Raw genomic sequence first — 21229 nt, 5'->3', positions numbered from 1 at the left:
AACAAAACTAGATTAGTTTAACGATACCTAATTAAACTATAACGAAAGAAGGGTGAAGAAGTAAAGAAAGGACTCTTCTTCTTCTTTTAGAATGACATAAAAAAAGAACCTCGTTAAAGGTCCTTCTTACTGAAATGTATTTCGAATGAAGAGGGAACGTAATCCCGGTACATTCATAGATAACTTAATGGCATAAGCACGGATACTTGGATTTCTTAGTAAATAGTTTAGCAAGCGGTAACGATTTTTATAAAGTGCTGAGATCGCAATCGTCAAGACAATATACTTGTAGATGGTTTTCATTATGTATCCCTCCTATCCTTAGGGTTTCACGGATAAGAAGAAAATATTCGATTTAAATTTATTCAACATCTTTCACAGCATCTAATGTCTCTTGTAACACATTAACAGAATGCTGAAACTTTTTCATTTCTTCTTCATTCAATTGTAATTCAATGATTTTTTCAATCCCGTTCCGGTTTACAACCGCTGGTACTCCAATATAGATATCATTTGCTCCGAATTCTCCTTCTAAGTATGCTGACACAGTTAAAATACTGTGTTCATTATGGAGAATCGCTTTTGTGAGTCTAACAAGACCCATGGCAATCCCGTAATAGGTAGCTCCTTTTTTTTCTAATAATATGATACGCTGCATCACGAACGTTTTGAAAAATAGTATCAAGTTCTTTTTCATCAAACTCGTCTTTATCCTTTACCCAATCTAGAATGGCACGCCCTCCAATATCAGCATGACTCCAAACGGGTAGCTCAGTATCCCCATGCTCTCCAACAATATAGGCATGAACATTCCTTGTATCGACATGAAAATAATCCCCAAGCATGTATCTAAAACGAGCGGTGTCAAGAATCGTACCTGATCCTATCACACGTTCCTTCGGTAACCCTGAAAACTTCCAAGTCATGTATGTTAAGATATCTACAGGATTAGTCGCCACCAAAAAGATTCCATCAAAACCACTTGCCATCACTTGTTCTACAATATTTTTAAATATCTTTGTTATTTTTTTCTACTAAGTCCAATCTGGTTTCACCAGGTTTTTGGTTAGCACCCGCTGTTAATACAACAAGATCTGCATGCTCACAATCCTTGTAATCACCATACCAAATCTTAGTAGGTGAAGACGTAAAGGCTAAACCGTGATTTAAATCCATTGCATCCCCTTCAGCTTTATCTTTGTTTAAATCCACCAGTACTAGTTCTTCTGTGACACTTTGATTTAATAAAGCAAAAGCATAGCTAGACCCTACAAATCCTGTTCCTACAAGAACCACTCGATTTACTCGCTTCTTCATGCTTTACCTCCTAATTTATTCATAAAATTCTAAAGTAGGCTTAACTCTATCGATACTGCAACAAGACCTCCAGATAATGAAGCAAGAAAATTAACGACCTCGTTGTTTACTCCCTTCAAGCCTTTTACTTTCTTCGTTGTGAACCCACAGTGCATCTTTTTCTCTGTTCGACTATAACAAGATGGACATTCAAATTCTTCTTGGACAAATGCTCCAATCATCGAGTCCACTAGGCTACCAATAACACCTGCAATCAATAACCCCACAACCATTGAATCCTTCATCTCTACAAGTACCCCAGCAGTCAGAGCAATTAAGCATGCACCTAAAAAAGAAACAGCGGTTCCCCAAATGGTAATGGCTCCAGAAGATCCTTTTTCAACTCTTTTAAAATTTCTAAGAGAGATTGGTGATTTGGAACTCAATGTCCCAAGTTCTGATGCCCATGTATCACTTGTCGAAGCAGCTATTGAACCCACAAAACCAATGAACCAAAGCTGTGAAGGATCAAATATGTACATGACGGTAAATAAAACGGCAGGTCCTCCGTTCGCTATCACTTGCTCTGCATCACGCTTTGAAGATTTCACTAACTTTTCATTCATCATACTTTTTCTATTTCTACCAATTATTGAAAACAAGCTAGATGTAGCAAAAAACATCGCAACAATAACTAGTCCATTCAGTTGAAATGCTTCATAGAATAAGATACCCATTCCGCCAGCAAGAAATGCCCCCCAACTGCTTAAAAGGTGGAAGCGATTCCCCATTACACATCCTACTAAAAGTAGTAGGATAATTATGTAGTCTTCGTGCATGATAGTAATCCTTTTTCAGTTATTAAAAATTGCACAGGTTGATCGTGAGGTTCAACTGGAATCTCTTCATTTAGCTGAACAGAATAAGCAAAAGACAATGTGACAGGTGAATGTATATTAAGAAATCTGTCATAATACCCTCCTCCAAAGCCAATTCGATATCCTTCAGAATTAAATACAACTCCAGGAACAATCAATAAATCAATCGTTTCAGAATCCATTTTCTCTGTTACGAATGGATTGGGTTCTACTAAATCTAGATAGGTGTTGTGCAATTGATCAAATGAATGAATTCTGTAAAATTCCATTTGTTTAGTTTCTGTAAGGCATACTGGGGCCACTACTTTTTTTCCGTCATTCCAAAGAAATGGAATTAAGGATCTTGTATTCCATTCATTGTTCCTCGAGATTGTAATGCCTATTGTAGTGGCTTGTTGGTAAATATCACTATCCCTAAACAGATGGATCATTTCCTTATTCCACTGACTTCTTTGAACTTCAGAAATATGCTTCATTTTATCTAAAATTTCTATGCGTAATCTTTTCTTATCACTCAAAGAGAATCCTCCCTTCTAGCCAAATTTCCTCTATACCTACCATACTAAATAAACATAAACGTTTCACTACTATTTTCTTTTCTTCAATATGTTCTAAAACACTCATCAATCTCTTTTAATCATGATAAGTATATGGAGTATCAAAAGGAGGAATTAAATTAAAACAAAAAAAACAGCGAAGAAATCTTCGCTGTTACTTTGTTTCACGATGGATAGTGTAGCGCTTTAATCTTGGGCTGTATTTTTTAAGCTCAATACGGTCAGGATTATTACGTTTATTTTTAGTTGTAATATAGTTACGATCTCCGCTCTCAGTGCAAGCTAATGTAATATTTACACGCATGTTATTTCCCTCCAAACTCTAAATCATTTATCAGTCCATACGACTTTTATATAATATCATTTTTGAAGGGGAAATGCTAGTGTGTTTTTTATTGCATAGTGAAAATTTAATAATTCATCTCGGTCATGACCAGTTAAGCAACCGATAGACCCCTTTGCCTCTTCAAATTCACCTAATTGCATGGAGAATCTAACAATGGAACATGATTTTTGATTGGATAGAGGAAAATACATATGTTTGTTTTGAAGAATTCTTTCTAAACCATGTACCAGTAAATAATCAAGCGGGACAAGCTCAAGAGTTACCGTTCCTTTAGTTGCCCATCCACATTGTAAAGACAACAAGTCGTCAAACTGGTGCCAAATGATGGAATGAATAGGTGAAACAAAACTTGTTTCACTATTCACACTTTGTGAAAGTTCTAGTAAAAAAATAATCTCTAAATGGTCACGATAAGCACCATTATTTGATATACAAAATGTAAGCTCTTCACCAATAATATTAGAATCTCTATCAAGGGTAATATCAATATTTTGTGAAAGCTTATTCTTTTTATCTACACTAATATACTCTAATTGGTTCTGTTTCAATAGAAATGCTTCAATTCCATACAGCGTATTCTCTTGTAAACATTTATTATAGTAGTTCATTGCGCCACCTTCTGCCACTTTTGAATCTTCTGATAATAGTAATTGGCGTACTCTCTAGATAAACTTCTCTTCATGCTATAAGAATAGATAACAACACTAGATGGTGAATGGTTTTTGATGACTGTATAACAATCGTCTTGATGGTTAATTTTTTATTCCATGAAGGATTTCAAGTTTTTCTATAGGTGTTGAATGAATTAATAATTCTAAAACGGTTCTTCTTACGTGAGAAGGACAGTCAACGACCATCCTAGATACAAATCGATTACTGGGATGAACAATAGGATTGGAATGCTCTTTGACGATTTTTTCATATTCTTCATGGGTACCTATATCTCGCCAGTATTCTGAGGTAATATATCCGTAAATTGCTTCGTTTCTCTCAATTATTTTAGGAAATAGATCGGTGGCAAAATCAACAGGACCTGATAAATTGTGCTTTAAAAAAACCTTTGGATCGAGAATATACATGCCAGTGTTTATATATCCTTCGGTTTCTTTTGGTAGTTCAGGTTTTTCTTCAAATTTCTTTATTTGTTGGTTTTCGTTTACTACACATACACCAAACTGTCGTATGTCATTCATTTTCTTAATGGCTAATGTAACCAAGGCATTTTGATTTCTATGATATTCAATCATGTCTTTAATATCGATGGTCGAAAAAGAGTCTCCACTTATCACTATAGAAGTTTCTTTTGAAGATAGGTTCCTTAAATAATGCACCTGCTGTTCCTAATGGTTCAGTTTCAACTAAGTAAGTTATCTCTACCCCGAGCCGTGACCCATTTTGAAAATATTTTTGAATTTGTTCAGATTTATAGCAGGTTGAAATATATATAGATGTAATTCCTGCTTCTCTTAGCCTATTAATTGTATGTTCCATTACAGGCTTTCCGCCTATTGGAACAAGAGGCTTAGGAATTAGGGACGTATATGGCCTTAATCTTTTTCCTTCACCACCAGCTAGAATGACTCCGATCATACAGAAACCTCATTAATTGTATGTTCCAGGACTAAGTCTTCAAAAAGCTGCTTCGTTTGCTCCGCAACTCTTTCCCAGCTATATAATTTTTCTGCCACCTTATACCCTTCTTCTCCTAGACTCCTTCCTTGATCATGTAAGGATAGTACATGTCTAATCTTAGCAGCTAAGTCTTCTGCATTTCCTGGCTCAAAATGGAAGCCTGTTTTTCCGTCTTTTACAATTCCTTTTAAGCCACCCGTTTTTGCCACAATGACCGGTTTTTTCGCTATCATTGCTTCTAGTGCAACAATACCAAAAGGTTCATAGGAACTTGGGAATACCGCGCCAACTGCATGCTCTAACCATATCTCTTTTTCTTCATCCGTCACATACCCTATAAATTTTACACGCTTATCCAACCCACTCTCAGAAATTTTACGCTGATACATTTCAAGTAGAGGACCTTTTCCGCCAATAACAAAATGCACTGTATCCGGTAGGTAATCCAATGACTGAATCATCACGTCATACCCTTTCTCATAAACCATTCTCCCAACTGAGAAAAAATAAGTTTGCTCATATTCAATTGGTTTGTATGGAAGGTTAGATTCTTTTACATCCACTGAAATGCCATTTGGAATAATGGTTAGTTGTTTGTTGTATTGAAAAACTTGCTCTATTTCTTCTTTCATGTATGAACTGCAGACTATAATCTCATCTGATTGGTGTACTAATTGGTATTCTTCATTGTGAATAGCTTTTTGTAATTCGGTGTAAATTCCATTATTTCGTCCAAATTCAGTTGCATGCACTGTCGATATTAACGGAAGCTGATAGTCTTCTTTCAAAACCCTTGCACATTCTCCCACTAACCAATCATGTGCGTGAATGAAGGCAATTGGATGGTGGTCAAATATTGTACTAATCATTTGTAGCATCGAAAGGTTTAAGTCCTTTATCCATTTCAAAAATTGTCTTTCATGTGATTGTAGTGGCCCAGTTCGATAAACATGGACACCATCCATTAGCTCATACGGCAATGTATTCTCCGTTTTTGCTGTAACCACCACTACCTCTAAGCCAAGCTCGACCAATTGCTTAGACAAATGATAAACATGTCTTGATAATCCTCCTACTACATTAGGCGGAAATTCCCACGTTAACATAAGTACGGCAGGTTTATGATTCATTCTTCTTCGACGTGATCTCCACTCTATAGAGTATGATAGAGATGGGGTTAACCATTTCAAGTCTATTTTCCCTTTTTCTATCCCCTTACAAATCTTGTTGAACTCCTCTTCAATTACAGCGGCATAATCATCTTCTTGTAGCTGAAGCAAAGAAATATAGTTTACCCAAAGTGAAACAATCTTGTGGAACAATGGTGTTTGGCTGCTAATGGTGACCTTAGAAAACATTCTTTCCATTTCATGAATTACAGGTAACTTCCTTATAAATTTATCAGATAAGATAACCCTTCCTTCATCGGATGACGATGTAAATTCCTCTTTAAAGTAGGGAACTTCTCCTGTACTATTTTCAATAGGTCCTATTGTTTCGTATAGATCTATACAAATATCCTTTTGGTATGATTTCTTCACTTGATGCATGAATAACCTATGAGGGGATAGAAACGACGCATGTGGATTGGATTCAGTTTGGAAAGTGAAAATAGAATGAACTTGACATTTTACCAGATTTTTATCGATACCAGGCATGAACGATAAAAAGGGTAACCAGAACTCTCCTTGAAACTGTCCAAATAGTTGTTCATATAAATCAATACTCGTTTGAACCTGAATAGTGATTGCTTCTTCAGTAAGATGATGAGTTATTGGGAAAGATGAGATGGTTGTTGGAATTAACTCGAGTTTAGGTATTTTAGTAAGTTCTTTAAAGAAATCAATGATCGATGTTGGAGAGCTAAACCATGTGCGATATAGCTTGGTATCAGTTGATCTAGAAGTCGGTAGTAATAGATGATCCATTTCAGTTTTAAATTCAGCACGTGCTGTCATTTCTAAAAATGCCGGATTAATGACAACACGCTTAGAATCTTCCACTTTGTTTAATGCTTCCAAAAGAGAATTCAATTCCTTCAAAACATTGACTAAAAATGCTTCCTTTTTCTCTTCATCAAGGAGGTGAAAAGGAACACTGTGTAGTTTAGGAACAAAAATTGTCGTCATAGTGATTCCTCCTTTACTACATAATAAGAATAGGTGCTTACATGCTCTATCCAGTTCGGTTCTGAATCCGTTTCTTGTAAGAACCTTACCAACGGTTCTTGATTTGTTCCTCTTATTGTAGAAGCAGGAGTATGAATACAATTAGAACGTAAATACGAAAAGAAAGACCCGCTTCCATCTTTTACACCAAGATCAATACAATAGGAGCGGTTTCCTTTTAGTCCAGAGAAAAACCAATCCCTTTGCTCCGTTCGTACATAGGTATCAGTATAATAATGGGCATTATGACCATTAAAGACGATATCTGTCACATCAAATAAACGAAGCGTAAGTACTGTTTGAGGTGTGACTTGAGAGAGTATATATGAGGATAGATGCCAATAACAATATATTCGAGTAGGATGACTAAAAGTGATATGAAAATAAGATTCAGATTTTTTTCTCCAAAGTGATTTTACAGGAAGAACGGAATTCACTCTTTTCTTTATACCTTGACGAGCTGGTTTGGTATTTTCTTTTACGACTGTAGGTGTAGAAGATACTTCTTCTTTTTCGGCTTCTAGTTGCTTTTGATATTTAATCCATTGATACTGAACTTTACCTACTGTAGTATTCAAATTTGCCGCTATCTTTCTAAACGATAACCCTTGTTTACGATATTCAATGATTTCCTGTAACAACTTGTCCACCTCTTTAATCGTAATTAATTATTATATGAAAATGTTATACATTTTATGCATGTATTCTTACTTAATATCGTACCATCCATTGATAACTCTAACAATGTACGCATTTTGTCGACCAATAGATAATTGGACTAAATGTAGTCATAATAAGGAAATACCATTCAATGTTTTTTAAAATGAATTCTATACGACAATTTCATCAAAAAAAACCGAACAAAAAAACACAGAAACTTTCGTACTTTATAAAGGAAGTTTTTGTTAACATTAAGATTGAGGTGAAGTAATTTGAACATATTATTTCTTAGTTTGTTCGTCATTTCCATTATTCTATTCATCGTAAGCTTTTTCCAAGAAGATCGAATGAAAAGAGTAGAAATGGACTTAGAAGAGTTATCAATAAACATGATTCAGGAGCATTATCAATTGAAAAAAAGGCTATCGCTCGTGGAGGAAGAAATTCTGGTAGTACAACCACAACCTATAGTCCACAAGCCTATAACCGAAGTAAATGCTATCCTTAAAAATCAAGTATTGAATTTACATGCTCAAGGTATTCCACTTGAACAAATTTCAACACAATCTTCTCTTCCAATCCATCTGGTTGAAAAGATTATAACGAATTCGAATTAAAGGAGTAGAAGAATGGATAAACGTACGACTAGAGCATTTTCAATCGGTTTACTTGTCGCAACTCTTTGTTTGTATACAATCTATCAATTAGATGGAGAAGATCGAGATGCGGCTGTGAGTGAAGCAGATATGATAAAATTAGAACAACAAATACAGAGCTTAGAAGAAAAGCTAGCATCTGCTGAATCAACACAGGAACCTACTGAGGAGACAAATGAAGAAGCGGCTGAGGAGACGAACGAAGCCCCAACAGAAGAAACAGAAACAACTGAACAAGAAGAAAAAAATGACGTGAAAGAAGTTACGGTAACAATTGAATCTGGTGTTTCCATTGGAGAGATTTCCTCGAGACTTGAAAGCGAAGGTTTTATTGAGGATCAATATGATTTTAATAACTTTCTAAAAGAAAAAGGTTATGAACAGAAGATACAGCTAGGAGAGTTTAAAATCACTAGCGATATGAACTATGACCAAATAGCAAAGATCATCACTAAACAAAACTAACGATAAACAATAGTAAAAGCAAGAAGCTTCCTACTGAGGAAGCTTCTCGCTTTTTATTCATTGTAGAAAATCTTAATCGTTTAGATCATATCGTTTGCCTTTAACTAAGTAAATGATGTTCTCTGAAATATTCGTAACGTGATCTGCAGCTCTTTCTAAGTATCTACTGATAAATGATAACTGCGTAATCTGACTTGTCATTTCAGGATGGTCAATATTAAGAGCTAAAAGCTCTTGAATTGTTTCACCATATAATTCATCAATCCTGTCGTCGATCTCGGCAACTTTTTTAGCTTTCACCACGTCTTCATCCATATAGGCATCAATGACTAACTGAACCATCTCTGACGTTAAACGGTGCATTTGGCGAATGTGAACGATTGGCTTTATTAAAGGTTCTTTTCCTATACGAATAGTCGATTTCGATATATTTACTGCATAATCCCCAATTCTTTCTAAGTCACCAGCTATTTTTATGGCAACAATTAATCTACGTAAGTCTGTTGCAACTGGCTGTTGCTTAGCAATTAATAGTATAGCAAGATCATTGATTTCTTCTTCTAATACATTTAACTTACGATCATCATCCATGATCTGAAGTGCTAATTCCATATCCTGCTGGTCTAGAGCATCAATAGAATGCTTTAAAGCCTCAACAGATAGATTTCCTAAATCAATTAGTTTTTGTTTTACTTCAAAAAGTTGATCTTCAAACTTTCCGCGAATTATACTCACCTCTATGCCCCCCCATGTGTAAAAATAAAGTCGTACGGTATGTACGACTTTATTTTACCCATTATATCATAATTATTAACCGAATCGACCTGAGATATAATCTTCTGTTCTCTTGTCACTTGGATTTTGGAAGATTTTATCTGTCTGATCAAACTCAATAACTTCTCCATTTAAGAAGAACGCTGTTTTATCGGAAATACGTGCTGCTTGTTGCATATTATGAGTAACAATAATGATACTGTAGTCCTTCTTTAAATCTTGAACTAACTCTTCAACTTTTAAAGTAGAAATTGGGTCAAGCGCAGAAGTTGGCTCATCCATTAAGATAACATCTGGCTCAATAGCTAAACATCTTGCAATACAAATACGTTGTTGCTGACCACCAGAAAGTCCATAAGCATTTTCATGTAATCGATCTTTTACTTCGTCCCAAATTGCGGCACCACGTAAGCTCTTTTCAACGATTTCATCAAGAACCTTTTTATTTTTAATTCCGTGAATTTTTGGACCGTACGCGATATTTTCATAAATAGATTTAGGGAATGGGTTAGGTTTTTGGAATACCATTCCTACTTTTGTACGTAATGCCTCAACACGGTAATCATTGTCAAAAATGTTACGACCGCGGTATAAGATTTGTCCAGATGTTTTAACAATTGGTACTAGTTCTGTCATACGGTTTAACGTCTTAACGTACGTAGACTTCCCGCATCCAGAAGGTCCAATAATAGCCGTAACCTCATTCTCCATAATATCTAAATTAATATTTTTTAGTGCCTGCTTGCTTCCGTACCAAAGGTTTAGTTCCTTCGTTTCATAAACCGGCTTTTTATTTTGAACTTGTTGCTCTGATTGTTGTTTAGTTTCTTTATTTGCTAATGTAATCTCCATAATTGAAGACCTCCTCCATCCAAACTTGTCAACCTAATTAGTAGCGTTGCGAAAACTTGTTACGAATAAATACTGCAATGGCGTTCATTAAAATGAGTAGAGCTAGCAATACAATAATACCAGCTGCAGCTAAGTCTTGGAATTCTGCTTGCGGTCTACCAGTCCAGTTGTAAATTTGCATTGGTAGTGCTGTAAATGTATCTAATACAGAGCCTGGTAAGAATGCTAGGAATGTAGGAATACCAATTACAACTAATGGAGCCGTTTCTCCAATAGCACGAGATACAGCTAATATGGTCCCTGTTAAGATTCCCGGAATGGCTGACGGTAAAACAACACGAATGATTGTTTGCCACTTAGTAGCGCCCATTCCAAAGGAAGCATCACGAAGTTCTCCAGAAACCGATCGAATCGCTTCTTGTGAGGCAACGATGATAACAGGAAGTATCATTAAGGCTAACGTTAATCCAGCAGCTAAAACAGACGTTCCAAAAGCAAATACACGAACGAAGATTGTTAAACCAAGTAATCCAAATACAACAGAAGGTACACCTGCTAGATTTGAAATATTTACTTGAATAAAGTTATTAATTTTGTTTTGTTTTGCATACTCTTCTAGGTAAAGAGCAGTCCCTACTCCTAGTATAAAGGATACTGGAGCAACAACGGCCATTAACCACATAGAACCTACTATAGCAGCTTTAATTCCTGCAATTTCAGGTTTTCTTGATGCAAAATTTGTAAAAAGTCTAAACTAAGATAACCAAATCCTTGAGTCAGTATCCGGTATAGTAGTACAGCTAAAACAAGTAGCCCAAATGTGGTTGCAGCAAAGAAAATCCACTTAAAAATAGAATTCTTGTTTAGTCGGGAAGACATATTTTTTTCAACTGCATCATGATCAATGTATCTCATATTAATATTCCTCCCTAAATCGTTTAGAGATGAACTGAGCTAATAAGTTCATAACGAGTGTAAATACAAATAGTGTAAATCCAACGGAATAAATACTATAGTATTTCACTGTACCGAATCCAGCATCCCCAGTCGTTACTTGTACGATGTATGCTGTCATCGTTTGAATTGATTCCGTCATATTCCAGTCAAGTGATGGTGTAGCACCACCTGCTACAGTAACGATCATTGTCTCACCAATTGCACGTGAAACAGCTAATACGATAGATGCCACTATTCCTGAAATAGCAGCTGGTAATACAACCTTCAAGGTTACTTCTAATTTCGTCGACCCCATTGCTAGTGCGCCTTCTCGCATTGCATTTGGAACAGAAGACATAGCATCCTCGGAAAGTGAAGCAATCATTGGAAGAATCATAATACCTACTACAATACCAGGACTTAACGCATTAAAGATCGCTAAATCTGGAATGACGTTCTTCAAAACTGGCGTTACGAACGTTAAAGCAAAGAACCCATAAACAATCGTGGGAATTCCCGCAAGAACTTCTAATACCGGTTTAATAATTCTTCTAGAACGATCTGTTGCATACTCACTCAAATAAATGGCTGCAGCCAACCCTAATGGAATAGCTACAAGTGAAGCAATTAATGTAATTTTTAATGTACCCACTACTAGAGGTAATACTCCAAAAGTAGCCGTTTCACCAAATGGATACCATTTGGTTGCTGTTAAGTATTCTGAAATCGGCACAATGCTAAAGAATGTTACCGTTTCAAAAATTAAGGTTAGAACGATTCCTAAAGTTGTTAGTATCGACACAGAAGCGATAACAAATAAAATTGCTGGAATCATTTTTTCAATCATTTGGTTAGTTCCAGAAGACTTCTGTTCAATCATCTGTTGTACAGATTAGTTTTTTTTTGTATCCGTTGTAGCCAATTTGAAAACCCCTTTCAGTTACATGACAAGATGAGAAGCTAAGAGCCGCTTCTCATCTTGTCTATTCATCACAAATCGTTAATTATTTTAAACCTTCTAATGTGCTAAGAGCTTCTTCGTAAGCAGCATCTTCAAGTTTAACATATCCTACTTCTTCAGAAAGAGTAGCAGAATTTTCTATAACAAATTTAACATACTCATAAACGTGAGCATCTTTAACTGCAGCGTTATCAACGTAGAAGAATAATGGACGAGAAAGTGGAGCATATGATCCGTCTTCTACAGTTTCAGCAGTTGGTTCTACTGGACCTTCACCATTGTCGATAGGAACAACTTTAAGAGAATCTTGGTTTTCGATATAGTATGCATAACCGAAGAATCCAATAGCGTTTTTGTCACCAGTAACACCTTGCACTAGAACGTTGTCATCTTCAGAAAGAGTAGCTGCTTCAACCATTGGCTCTTCTTCTAAGATTTCTTCGTTGAAGTAATCAAATGTACCAGAGTCAGTTCCTGGAGAATAGAATTTGATTTCTTCTTCAGGCCATCCTTCACGGATATCAGACCATTTTTTAGCTGTGCCGTCTTCTTTCCACATCATAGCTAATTCTTCAACAGTTAGGTAGTCTACCCAGTCGTTTTCAGTGTTAACTACAACAGAAAGACCGTCGTTAGCTACTTTGAATTCAGTCCACTCGATACCTGCATCAGCAAGTGCTTGTACTTCTTCGTCTTTGATTGGACGAGAAGCATCAGAGATTTGAGTTTCACCAGCTGTAAATTTCTCGAATCCGCCGCCAGTTCCAGATAAACCAACTGTTACGTTAACATTTGGGTTAGCCATCATGAACTCTTCAGCTACTGCTTCCATAATTGGATAGACAGTAGAAGAACCATCGATTGTGATGTCACCTTCAAGAGTCGCTTCTTCAGTTTCTGTAGCTTCTCCTTCAGTACCTTCTGTTTCTGTTACTTCTGTGTTTTCTGTTTCTGTTTCTGTAGTTTCTTCACCACATGCACCTAGTAATAGTGCAGAACCGATGATCGCTGACATAGCTAAAAACTTAAAATTTTCATTTCCTAAATTCCCCCTAAGAATTATAGTTAATTTGTCTTACGAGTTATAGATTAATAGATGACTATTAATTCGGTTTTAACATATTGTTAAGACTTTGTAAATTCGACTTTTTTTGCGGAATTTTCGTAGCAAATTGTCAAATTCCCTATAATTAATTCGTAAGCAAATCAACTTGATTGTTGAAAAGCCTGTGCTTTTAGTATTAACTGTATTTTCCCCCCTATTCATGGAATATTATTTTTAGTGATAATCTGCAAAAAAGCTCCAAAACTTATTCAGAACTTTGATAGATAATGTCAACGTTAGATTTAGATGGTTTTCTATTGTTCTTCAGGCTCTTCAACCACTAATTCTTTCTTTTCCGCTTCGGTTTGCTCTTGTGTCTCTTTGATATTTCTTCCTTCTTTTAATTCGAAGTATTTCTTTAGCATTTTTTGTGCAATTACTTTTTCTGAATTAAACTTATCATCATCAATATCAGCCCACGGAAAAATAAACGGAAAAACTCACTTCTGGATTATCATAAGGAGCAAACCCGATTAGAGTATGGGTTTCTGTTTCTATTCCATAGTAGTCTCTGTAAGGTCCATAATATAAACTTTGTGCAGTTCCTGTCTTACCAGCGGCTGTAAAGTCAATAACTATTGGATATTTAAAGTACGAAGCAGCTGTTCCTTCATTTCCGTTATATACTTCATACATGCCTTTTTTTGACCTGCTCTATTTCATCCTCTGTAACATTAACCGTATTCATGATTTTGGTTTCCATTTCTTGATAAACAGGACCAAGTTCTTGATCTAATGATGGTTCTCTTAATTCTTTTACAATCTTCGGAGCTACCCTTGTACCACCGTTAGCAACGGTTGATATATATTGTGCCATTTGCATAGTAGTGTACGTATCATATTGTCCTATTGCCAAGTCAAGTATTTGCCCCCCTTGCCAATTATTACTTTTTAACCCTGTAGCTTCATTAGGTAAATCAATACCTGTTGAAACCCCTAATCCGAACTGACTAAGATAATTTCTAAAGGTTTGAAATTCACCTGTAGATACATCAATGGGCATATCTGGGGTATAATATGGTTCTCCAGCTAGACGTAAAGCAATTTTAAACATATAACCATTGGACGACTTTTCTAACGCCCCTATATCAGTGAATGTTCTAGTTCCAGAAAACCACGATTTTTTACATTTGGAACTCCTTTTAATTGGATTGGTTGATCAACAATCCTCTCTCCAGGTGTTAATATACCTGCCATGTAGCCAGATAAAATTGTCGCACCCTTAACTGCAGATCCAAACTCATGGGCGGATTGGAAAGTTCCAGCCGTATCATCATACAATTCGTAGTCTTCATCTGTTTTCACCCAACGCTTTCCTGACATAGCCAATATCTCACCAGTATCAGGCTCCATCATAACAAAATAGCCACGATCTAACATAGGTAAATGACGCCCTGACTCTTTGATCTTTTCCATTTCTTCAACCATCAACTCTTCTAAGTAAGCTTGAAGCTCCATGTCTACAGTCAGGACTAAATCTTTGCCCCTTTGTCCCTCTGTAATCGTCTCAGTTGACAATACATTTCCAGCTTTATCTGTAATATTTCTCACCTTACCAGGTTGACCTTTTAATACATCTTCATATTGTAATTCTAAATAACTTTTCCCCACTCTATCATTTCTCAAGTAGTCTCTTGATAAATAATAGTCAAGCATATCACTCGGCAATCCTTCTGTTGAGGAGGTTACTTTACCTAAGATGGAGCTTAGAGTATTCCCAAATAAATACTCTCTTTCCCAGTCTGTAACCGTGTTGATACCAGGTAATAAGGATAGATGTTCACTCACTTTTGCCATTTCTTCAGGTTGAATATTTGTAGAAATCGTTTGAGGTGAAAGTGCGTAGCCACTGTTCATTTTAACAAAGAGATTGACAATCTCCATTTCACGTTCATCTTTTCGTATGGCATTTAAATCTGAAATCGGGATTCTATCAAGCTGCAATGCGTAAATTTCTTTTATTTGCATCCTCAATTTCTTCATCATTTTTTTATCTGATCTATTTCTTCACTCCTAACTAATTCCAAAGCTTCTTCTGGATGAGTAATTAACCAGTAATCTTGTAGATCACGGTCTCTAATCTTTTCAAACTCATCAAGTTCTTCTTCTACCTCTAAAAATTTACTTAATTGACCAGCAACTTCTAGTACTTCTTTCGTTGAAGTTGACATCGACTTTGTATACGTTATGGCAGGAACTGGCGTATTATCTACAACAACATTTCCATAGCGGTCATACATTTTCCCCCTAGGAACGGTTGTGTTTACGACAACTTCCTCTGTTTTCTCAATTTCCTTTTGATAATTTTCACCGTGAACAATTTGGACAATTCCTAATCTGAGGATCAACGCTGAAAAAAGAAGAAACACAGCAAAAAACAACACGTTTAACCGTATTTGAACATGTGTTTTTTCTTCTTTCTTATTTTTTTTTCGGTCATTACCAACCACCAATTTATTCACCCTTCCTTACTACTCTATTTCCATTTTAATAAAATATTAAAATTTATCTATAAGCAAGAAGGATTATTAAAGCATCTAAAATTTTAAAGGGAACTTTTTGCTAGATCTCAACATTCTTAACAAAAAAATAGATAATAAAATGTCCTGCTCCCAAAACAATTAAGAGATAGGAAATACTTTGTTCTGGAGAGAAAAAGTTATGGCTAAAAGAAACGATAGAATAGATACAATTCTTCCTCCGTTTAAAAAGACTTCCCGTACTACTATGTATTCAATTCTCATTTCAGCCGCCTTCCATGCCTTACCAATCACATCATAGGTGGTAGAAATATAAGGCACGAGTAAGATAGGGTAGGCCACTGCTATCACAGCTGCATAAATGAGTAATCTTGGATAGGTGACGTTAAAGGCAATAAGAAATATGCTAGCAAATAAAATACTTCCTCCTAAAAGGATAAATTTTTCCTACTATCTTTCTTTATTGTACGTGAGGCAACGTAATAGACCACAAAGGCAATTCCTGAGTTAATTAATCCAAAAGTACCAATTGCCATTTCACTGCCTGTAGATACATATACAAATACGGATATAACAAACAAAAAAGTTCCCTCTCTGAGACCTTGAAAGAAATGAGCAGAAGTAATTAACTTCCAGTTCTTATTTTTACTTCGTTGTTTTAGTATCTCCACAAACCAAAACCTTCCATTAGCAGGTCTCCGTTTTAAAGAGAAACTAAAGAAAAACTGCAAGTGAAAACAACCCTAAAGAAAGACCGAATACAATAGTATACCCCTGGTATGATACAAAATTAGAGATAATGTAACCTGCTAGTATAGGTCCTATCATTCCACCACTCGAAGTGAGAATCCCTTGAAAACCATTGAAAAAGTCTCTTGTTTCAGGTTCTGTAATTTCGAAAGTTAGGACATTATATGCTAGCCAATAGAAGCCATAACCCGTTCCCAGTAATGCTCCTAGAAGCAATAAGTAATCAGCTGCTGCCTCACTAATCACTAATACCGTAATATAAAATAACGTTAAAAATATGACTCCTAGCCTAAGTACGATGACACGATCAATTTTCTTTGCCCATCTCCCTGCTAGGATGAATGTGAGAGGCTGAAATATTACAATGGTTAAATTGTATAACCCAAGATCGAAATACTCACCTGTTTGTTTCCACAGATATATATTGACAAATGTATTGGATAACGCGATGCTTAATGAATACAATCCACCAATCATTAATAACAGGATAATATCCCTTGTCAGTTCAACTTCTCCAACAACCTTCTTGATTAATCCGTTCATGTTAAACTCCCCTTTTCCGTAATGCTATTGTTTGAAAACAAAAGGGTAACTATACAATAAAACTGGATTCTTTCAAAAATGCACCGTTTGCATTCTAAACCGCATCGTTCATCTATACATTTCAGGATTTTCTCCATAAAAAAGAGATTGCCCTACATTTGGGCAATCTCTTTTTGTAGAATCATTTATTATTTTGCTTCGTTGTAACGAGTGTTAACAGCATCCCAGTCTACAACGTTCCAAAATGCGTCGATATAATCTGGACGACGATTTTGGTAATTCAAGTAATATGCATGCTCCCAAACGTCAAGTCCAAGAACCGGTGTTTTACCTTCCATAATAGGAGAATCTTGGTTTGGTGTACTTGTAATTTCAAGCTCACCATTGTTTACGATTAACCATGCCCAGCCTGAACCAAAACGACCAGCTGCTGCAGCTGCAAATTGTGATTTAAACTCGTCAAAGCTACCGAATTTATTGTTAATTGCTTCACCTAGCTCGCCAGTTGGATTTCCTCCTCCGTTTGGTGAAAGAATTGTCCAAAATAATGAGTGGTTAGCGTGTCCTCCACCATTATTACGAACAGCTGTACGTGCAGATTCTGGAACCGCATCAAGGTTTGCAATTACTTCCTCTACTGACTTACTTAGAAGCTCATCGTGACCAGCTAATGCATCATTTAACTTTGTTACATATGCGTTATGGTGCTTAGTGTGATGGATGTTCATTGTTTCCTTGTCAAAATGTGGTTCTAATACATCGTAAGCATATGGTAATTGTGGTAGTTCGAATGCCATAAAAAAATTCCTCCCTATGTATGGTTTATCCCTTAGGATATTTCCATTTTAGATTACCAAATATTTTTTCTACTATCAAACATTAAGGCCTGACTATAACACAATGATGAAAAAATATAGAATCATGATAAATTGTAGAAAGCCTTTTGTAACAACTGAGCTTACGAATCCTACAACAGATCCAACGCCAGCCATCCCTGCATCTTTTACCGATCTCTTATTAAAAAGTAATTCTCCTAAAAAGGCTCCTAAAAATGGTCCTATAATAATTCCAAATACCGGTATGACAAATGGACCAATTAGTATACCAATGGTACTGCCCCATACTCCAGCTCTCGAGCCCCCAAATTTTTTTAATCCTACATAATTGGCTAGATAATCAGCGGCGAATAGTAAAACGAATAACAGTCCTTGAATTGTCCAAAATAGAGGGCCAAAGGGCTCAAAAGAAAATAAAAAACCATAGGCAATGAATCCACCGACTAAAAACACCACGCTTGGAATAATAGGATAGATCAGTCCTACAAAAGAAATGATAAACAATGCACCAACGACAAACCAATAAATAATTTCCATTTGAATCACTCCATTAAAAAAGGTGAGCTCTAGAAAGAGCCACCTTTATTTTATACAGTACATTGAAAAAAGGAAATGCTTATTGATTTAGTTCAATAATACCTTCTGCGATATTAACGGCATGATCTCCAATTCTTTCTAAATTACTGATTATATCTACAAAGACAATTCCTGCTTGACCAGAGCACAATCCTTCATTTAAGCGAAGAATATGCTGCTTTCTTAATCTTCTTTCCATTTTATCAATAATATCTTCTTTTTCTACAACCGTTTTGGCTATGTCTGTATCATTATGATCTAAAGAAGAAAGGGAAAGTTCAACTGTCTCAATCGTTAAGAAGAACATCTCATGAAGTTCTTTCATCGCTTGGTCCGTTATTTTCACTTTACTTGCCAAACGATAGTCGACAAGTTCTACAATGTTTTCAAAATGATCTCCAATTCGTTCGATATCTCTAACCGCATCTACAAGCTGTGAGTGCTTTGAAGACTCCACTTCAGATAGTGAAGATGAAGAAAGTTGAACTAAATAGTTGGTAATCTTTTTGTCTAAGTTATTGATGGCGTCTTCAATTTGATAAGCGCTATCTGAATATCTGCCTTGACTTGAGTTCAAATATTCAAACGTTTCTTGTAACCCTACAATCGCAAATTGCCCCATTCGTAACACTTCTTCTTTTGCTTGTCCAATCGCAATAGAAGGAGATTGCTCTATGAACATCGGATCTAGATGCTTCGCCTTATATTCAATAATTGAATCTTCACCAGGTATTAACTTGGTTACAACAAAAGCTAGCACACCAATGAATGGTAATTGTATCAGTGTATTGGTAAAATTAAATGTTCCATGTGCAAAGGCAATCGTCATTTTTGGGCCAAGATCTAATTGTAACGTTAAATACTCAATAAATAGCTGGAATGGTACTAATAATATGACAAACAAAGTTGTCCCAACAATGTTAAATAACACGTGGGTTGCAGCTGCTCTTCTTGCCGCTATCGAAGTGCCAATTGCAGCTAACACCGCTGTAATCGTTGTTCCAATGTTATCACCAAAAAGTACTGGTAACGCTGCGTCAAGAGTAACAAGATTTTCTGTATATAGTTCTTGTAATATCCCAATCGTCGCACTTGAAGATTGAACGATTACCGTAAATAATGTACCAACCACGACACCTAAAATTGGATTATTACTCATATTGATTGTCAGCTCTTGGAAAGCCTCTAAGCTTCTAAGTGGCTTCATCCCTCCACTCATTAACTCAAGACCATAAAACAATGCTCCAAATCCAAATACGACCTGACCTATGTTATGTAGCTTTTTATTCTTAAAGAAAAACAATAGAATAGCACCAGCAGCAATAATTGGCAGGGAATATTCCCCAACGTCAATTCCAATAATAAATGCTGTTACTGTAGTACCAATATTAGCACCCATGATAATACCGATCGATTGACGTAACGTCAAAAACCCTGCACTTACTAACCCAACAGTAATAACAGTAGTAGCAGAACTACTTTGAAAAAGTATGGTTACGATGATCCCTGCTAAAACACCCACAAAAGGATTCGTCGTGAACTTATCCAAAATATCTCTCAATTTATCACCAGCAGACTTTTGCAGTCCTTCTCCTAAAACTTTATACCAAATAAGAAAATCCCGAGTCCTCCAAGAAATTCAAATATCATTTCTTGCCAATTTAAATCCACAAATTTCAACCCCTAAAATAATGTCAATTAAACCCTCTTCTATTCTACTAATAAATCTATTAGTGTAAATAATTATTAATCTATATTTACATTTAATTAATAATCAAACTTACTTATTGCATTTGTGTTACTTAAGATTGAATTTTCAGTTTTAAAATTATCCCTTGTTTCGCTCACTTATTTCAGAATAGAATAGTATAGAAAGGAAAAGGAGGGAAATTATGAATATATTTATGCAATGTATTAAAAGTTTATATTCACCGCAAGACATAGCTAAGTTTAGATTTCAAGGTATCGGAAAGACCATTCTGTACATTTTCTTTCTAGTATTCCTTACCTCAGTTGTTTCCTATTCTTACTTTGCATTTCAAATGAATAAAGTTGTGCAAGAGGGGATGGAATATATAGAAACTGAGGTTCCTGAATTTGAAGTAATTGATGGAGAACTCATAACAGACCTTACAGAGCCTCAAATTTTTTATGATGAGGAAGCTGCCCTTCAATTTATCGTTGATTCAAACGGTGAATGGACATCAAGAGATGTAGTAGCTGAAGAAGTCGATACGATTGCACTGCTTCAAAACGAAATCATCATCACCTCTGCTGGCGAAGTACAAACAATAGATTATACGATGATTGGGAACTTAACTAAAGCGGATGTACTTAGCTTTTTTGACTCTATTGAATCTCTTAAAGTAATCTTTATTCCAATCATTTACTTATTTTATTATCTAGTTGCCGCTGCAGGGACGTTTATAAAGATTCTAATTTTCTCTCTGATTGGGTTACTTTTTGCTTCTATCTTGAAAAGAAAACTTAAATATGCGCAAAGTTTTAGAATAACAGCTTATGCTATTACCTTACCGACGTTTCTATTTACACTGATTGGAATACTTCCACTCACCTTACCTTTTGGATTATTACTTAACTGGATTATTACGATGACCATGCTCTATCTTGCCATTAGAAGCATGCCTAAACCGAAATCAGTTGAATAAAATATGAGAGGGTGACTTAAAAGGTCGTTAAAAGACGATTTTTTTGAGGCACCTCTTTATTATTATTATTATTATTATAGAATTTTCAC

At 35.7% G+C, this 21229-nt stretch carries 22 protein-coding genes and 4 pseudogenes; 3 read left to right on the top strand and 23 right to left on the bottom strand.

Going from position 1 to position 21229, the window contains the following annotated elements:
- Positions 1 to 126: 126 nt before the first annotated feature.
- The 10 genes and pseudogenes from M44_RS26995 to M44_RS10545 form a co-directional block, all read right to left on the bottom strand.
- Positions 127 to 303 carry a hypothetical protein gene (locus tag M44_RS26995; RefSeq protein ID WP_010173441.1) on the bottom strand — a complete coding sequence of 59 codons (177 nt, stop codon included), beginning with the start codon at positions 301 to 303 and terminating at the stop codon, positions 127 to 129.
- Between the two features lie 58 nt (positions 304 to 361).
- Positions 362 to 1317, bottom strand: a pseudogene (locus M44_RS22335) (L-lactate dehydrogenase).
- A 29-nt stretch (positions 1318 to 1346) separates the two neighbouring features.
- Entirely contained in the window at positions 1347 to 2135 is a 789-nt protein-coding gene (locus M44_RS10585) for a DUF92 domain-containing protein (protein WP_010173439.1), read from the bottom strand.
- A complete protein-coding gene (locus tag M44_RS10580) occupies positions 2117 to 2692 on the bottom strand; it encodes a 5-formyltetrahydrofolate cyclo-ligase (RefSeq protein ID WP_010173438.1) in 576 nt (191 codons plus the stop codon). Before M44_RS10580 ends, M44_RS10585 begins: the two co-directional genes overlap by 19 nt.
- A 193-nt stretch (positions 2693 to 2885) precedes the next feature.
- A complete protein-coding gene (rpmG, locus tag M44_RS10570; protein WP_010173436.1) occupies positions 2886 to 3035 on the bottom strand; it encodes a 50S ribosomal protein L33 in 150 nt (49 codons plus the stop codon).
- 56 nt (positions 3036 to 3091) lie between these two features.
- The gene (locus tag M44_RS10565) at positions 3092 to 3685 is read right to left on the bottom strand and encodes a hypothetical protein (RefSeq protein WP_059283098.1); all 594 of its coding nucleotides are present in this window, start codon (positions 3683 to 3685) and stop codon (positions 3092 to 3094) included.
- A 144-nt stretch (positions 3686 to 3829) separates the two neighbouring features.
- On the bottom strand, positions 3830 to 4366 hold the full coding sequence (locus tag M44_RS29465; RefSeq protein ID WP_010173433.1) for a sugar phosphate nucleotidyltransferase: 537 nt from the start codon (positions 4364 to 4366) through the stop codon (positions 3830 to 3832).
- Positions 4329 to 4667, bottom strand: a complete 339-nt coding sequence (locus M44_RS29460) for a sugar phosphate nucleotidyltransferase (RefSeq protein ID WP_010173431.1) — start codon at positions 4665 to 4667, stop codon at positions 4329 to 4331. Before M44_RS29460 ends, M44_RS29465 begins: the two co-directional genes overlap by 38 nt.
- Complete coding sequence (locus M44_RS25310) at positions 4664 to 6838, bottom strand: glycosyltransferase family 4 protein (RefSeq protein ID WP_010173429.1); 2175 nt, start codon at positions 6836 to 6838, stop codon at positions 4664 to 4666. Before M44_RS25310 ends, M44_RS29460 begins: the two co-directional genes overlap by 4 nt.
- Positions 6835 to 7518: a DUF4912 domain-containing protein gene (locus M44_RS10545; RefSeq protein WP_010173427.1), complete on the bottom strand. Its 684-nt coding sequence runs from the start codon at positions 7516 to 7518 to the stop codon at positions 6835 to 6837. The genes M44_RS25310 and M44_RS10545 overlap by 4 nt, the downstream gene beginning before the upstream one ends.
- Positions 7519 to 7809: 291 nt before the next feature.
- Here M44_RS10545 and M44_RS10535 point away from each other — a divergent pair, with 291 nt between their 5' ends.
- On the top strand, positions 7810 to 8154 hold the full coding sequence (locus M44_RS10535) for a hypothetical protein (RefSeq protein WP_010173423.1): 345 nt from the start codon (positions 7810 to 7812) through the stop codon (positions 8152 to 8154).
- Positions 8155 to 8166: 12 nt separating this feature from the next.
- Positions 8167 to 8658 carry an endolytic transglycosylase MltG gene (locus M44_RS10530; RefSeq protein ID WP_010173421.1) on the top strand — a complete coding sequence of 164 codons (492 nt, stop codon included), beginning with the start codon at positions 8167 to 8169 and terminating at the stop codon, positions 8656 to 8658.
- A gap of 72 nt (positions 8659 to 8730) precedes the next feature.
- On the opposite strand, the gene phoU is transcribed toward M44_RS10530, so the two are convergent.
- The 13 genes and pseudogenes from phoU to M44_RS22300 form a co-directional block, all read right to left on the bottom strand.
- Positions 8731 to 9393 (bottom strand): phosphate signaling complex protein PhoU, encoded by a 663-nt coding sequence (gene phoU / locus M44_RS10525; protein WP_010173419.1) that lies wholly within the window; start codon positions 9391 to 9393, stop codon positions 8731 to 8733.
- Between the two features lie 75 nt (positions 9394 to 9468).
- Positions 9469 to 10284: a phosphate ABC transporter ATP-binding protein PstB gene (pstB, locus tag M44_RS10520; protein WP_010173417.1), complete on the bottom strand. Its 816-nt coding sequence runs from the start codon at positions 10282 to 10284 to the stop codon at positions 9469 to 9471.
- A gap of 37 nt (positions 10285 to 10321) precedes the next feature.
- A pseudogene (gene pstA, locus M44_RS22320) lies at positions 10322 to 11199 on the bottom strand (phosphate ABC transporter permease PstA).
- A gap of 1 nt (position 11200) precedes the next feature.
- A complete protein-coding gene (pstC, locus tag M44_RS22315; RefSeq protein ID WP_010173411.1) occupies positions 11201 to 12067 on the bottom strand; it encodes a phosphate ABC transporter permease subunit PstC in 867 nt (288 codons plus the stop codon).
- 157 nt (positions 12068 to 12224) lie between these two features.
- A complete protein-coding gene (locus M44_RS10505) occupies positions 12225 to 13196 on the bottom strand; it encodes a PstS family phosphate ABC transporter substrate-binding protein (protein ID WP_010173409.1) in 972 nt (323 codons plus the stop codon).
- A 501-nt stretch (positions 13197 to 13697) separates the two neighbouring features.
- A complete protein-coding gene (locus tag M44_RS29000; protein ID WP_050770966.1) occupies positions 13698 to 13922 on the bottom strand; it encodes a penicillin-binding transpeptidase domain-containing protein in 225 nt (74 codons plus the stop codon).
- Complete coding sequence (locus M44_RS28995) at positions 13915 to 14373, bottom strand: penicillin-binding transpeptidase domain-containing protein (protein WP_272941192.1); 459 nt, start codon at positions 14371 to 14373, stop codon at positions 13915 to 13917. Before M44_RS28995 ends, M44_RS29000 begins: the two co-directional genes overlap by 8 nt.
- The gene (locus M44_RS28990) at positions 14370 to 15272 is read right to left on the bottom strand and encodes a penicillin-binding transpeptidase domain-containing protein (protein ID WP_050770964.1); all 903 of its coding nucleotides are present in this window, start codon (positions 15270 to 15272) and stop codon (positions 14370 to 14372) included. Before M44_RS28990 ends, M44_RS28995 begins: the two co-directional genes overlap by 4 nt.
- Positions 15269 to 15748, bottom strand: a complete 480-nt coding sequence (locus tag M44_RS28205; protein WP_237705264.1) for a hypothetical protein — start codon at positions 15746 to 15748, stop codon at positions 15269 to 15271. The genes M44_RS28990 and M44_RS28205 overlap by 4 nt, the downstream gene beginning before the upstream one ends.
- 100 nt (positions 15749 to 15848) lie before the next feature.
- Positions 15849 to 17059, bottom strand: a pseudogene (locus M44_RS22305) (MFS transporter).
- A 188-nt stretch (positions 17060 to 17247) separates the two neighbouring features.
- Positions 17248 to 17856 carry a superoxide dismutase gene (locus tag M44_RS10490; RefSeq protein ID WP_010173405.1) on the bottom strand — a complete coding sequence of 203 codons (609 nt, stop codon included), beginning with the start codon at positions 17854 to 17856 and terminating at the stop codon, positions 17248 to 17250.
- 93 nt (positions 17857 to 17949) lie between these two features.
- A complete protein-coding gene (locus tag M44_RS10485) occupies positions 17950 to 18432 on the bottom strand; it encodes a DUF456 domain-containing protein (protein ID WP_010173404.1) in 483 nt (160 codons plus the stop codon).
- Between the two features lie 79 nt (positions 18433 to 18511).
- Positions 18512 to 20121 (bottom strand): annotated as a pseudogene (locus M44_RS22300) (Na/Pi cotransporter family protein).
- A gap of 242 nt (positions 20122 to 20363) precedes the next feature.
- Here M44_RS22300 and M44_RS10475 point away from each other — a divergent pair.
- Positions 20364 to 21140 (top strand): DUF1189 domain-containing protein, encoded by a 777-nt coding sequence (locus M44_RS10475; RefSeq protein ID WP_010173400.1) that lies wholly within the window; start codon positions 20364 to 20366, stop codon positions 21138 to 21140.
- The last annotated feature ends 89 nt before the right edge of the window (positions 21141 to 21229 follow it).

This window comes from Bacillus coahuilensis m4-4, assembly GCF_000171615.1.
Taxonomy (GTDB): Bacteria; Bacillota; Bacilli; order Bacillales; family Bacillaceae_K; genus Bacillus_T; species Bacillus_T coahuilensis.
The sequence above is the reverse complement of the archived record's forward strand: the minus strand, read 5'-3'. Positions and strand labels throughout refer to the sequence as shown.

Coding starts and splice junctions, on each gene's coding strand:
- M44_RS25310 (WP_010173429.1), bottom strand. CDS start 6,838: ATGACGACAATTTTTGTTCCTAAACTACACAGTGTTCCTTTTCACCTC.
- M44_RS28990 (WP_050770964.1), bottom strand. CDS start 15,272: ATGATGAAGAAATTGAGGATGCAAATAAAAGAAATTTACGCATTGCAG.
- M44_RS29000 (WP_050770966.1), bottom strand. CDS start 13,922: ATGTATGAAGTATATAACGGAAATGAAGGAACAGCTGCTTCGTACTTT.
- M44_RS10530 (WP_010173421.1), top strand. CDS start 8,167: ATGGATAAACGTACGACTAGAGCATTTTCAATCGGTTTACTTGTCGCA.
- M44_RS29460 (WP_010173431.1), bottom strand. CDS start 4,667: ATGATCGGAGTCATTCTAGCTGGTGGTGAAGGAAAAAGATTAAGGCCA.
- M44_RS26995 (WP_010173441.1), bottom strand. CDS start 303: ATGAAAACCATCTACAAGTATATTGTCTTGACGATTGCGATCTCAGCA.
- M44_RS10505 (WP_010173409.1), bottom strand. CDS start 13,196: ATGTCAGCGATCATCGGTTCTGCACTATTACTAGGTGCATGTGGTGAA.
- pstB (WP_010173417.1), bottom strand. CDS start 10,284: ATGGAGATTACATTAGCAAATAAAGAAACTAAACAACAATCAGAGCAA.
- M44_RS10485 (WP_010173404.1), bottom strand. CDS start 18,432: ATGGAAATTATTTATTGGTTTGTCGTTGGTGCATTGTTTATCATTTCT.
- pstC (WP_010173411.1), bottom strand. CDS start 12,067: ATGATTGAAAAAATGATTCCAGCAATTTTATTTGTTATCGCTTCTGTG.
- M44_RS10475 (WP_010173400.1), top strand. CDS start 20,364: ATGAATATATTTATGCAATGTATTAAAAGTTTATATTCACCGCAAGAC.
- M44_RS10565 (WP_059283098.1), bottom strand. CDS start 3,685: ATGAACTACTATAATAAATGTTTACAAGAGAATACGCTGTATGGAATT.
- rpmG (WP_010173436.1), bottom strand. CDS start 3,035: ATGCGTGTAAATATTACATTAGCTTGCACTGAGAGCGGAGATCGTAAC.
- M44_RS10490 (WP_010173405.1), bottom strand. CDS start 17,856: ATGGCATTCGAACTACCACAATTACCATATGCTTACGATGTATTAGAA.
- M44_RS10585 (WP_010173439.1), bottom strand. CDS start 2,135: ATGCACGAAGACTACATAATTATCCTACTACTTTTAGTAGGATGTGTA.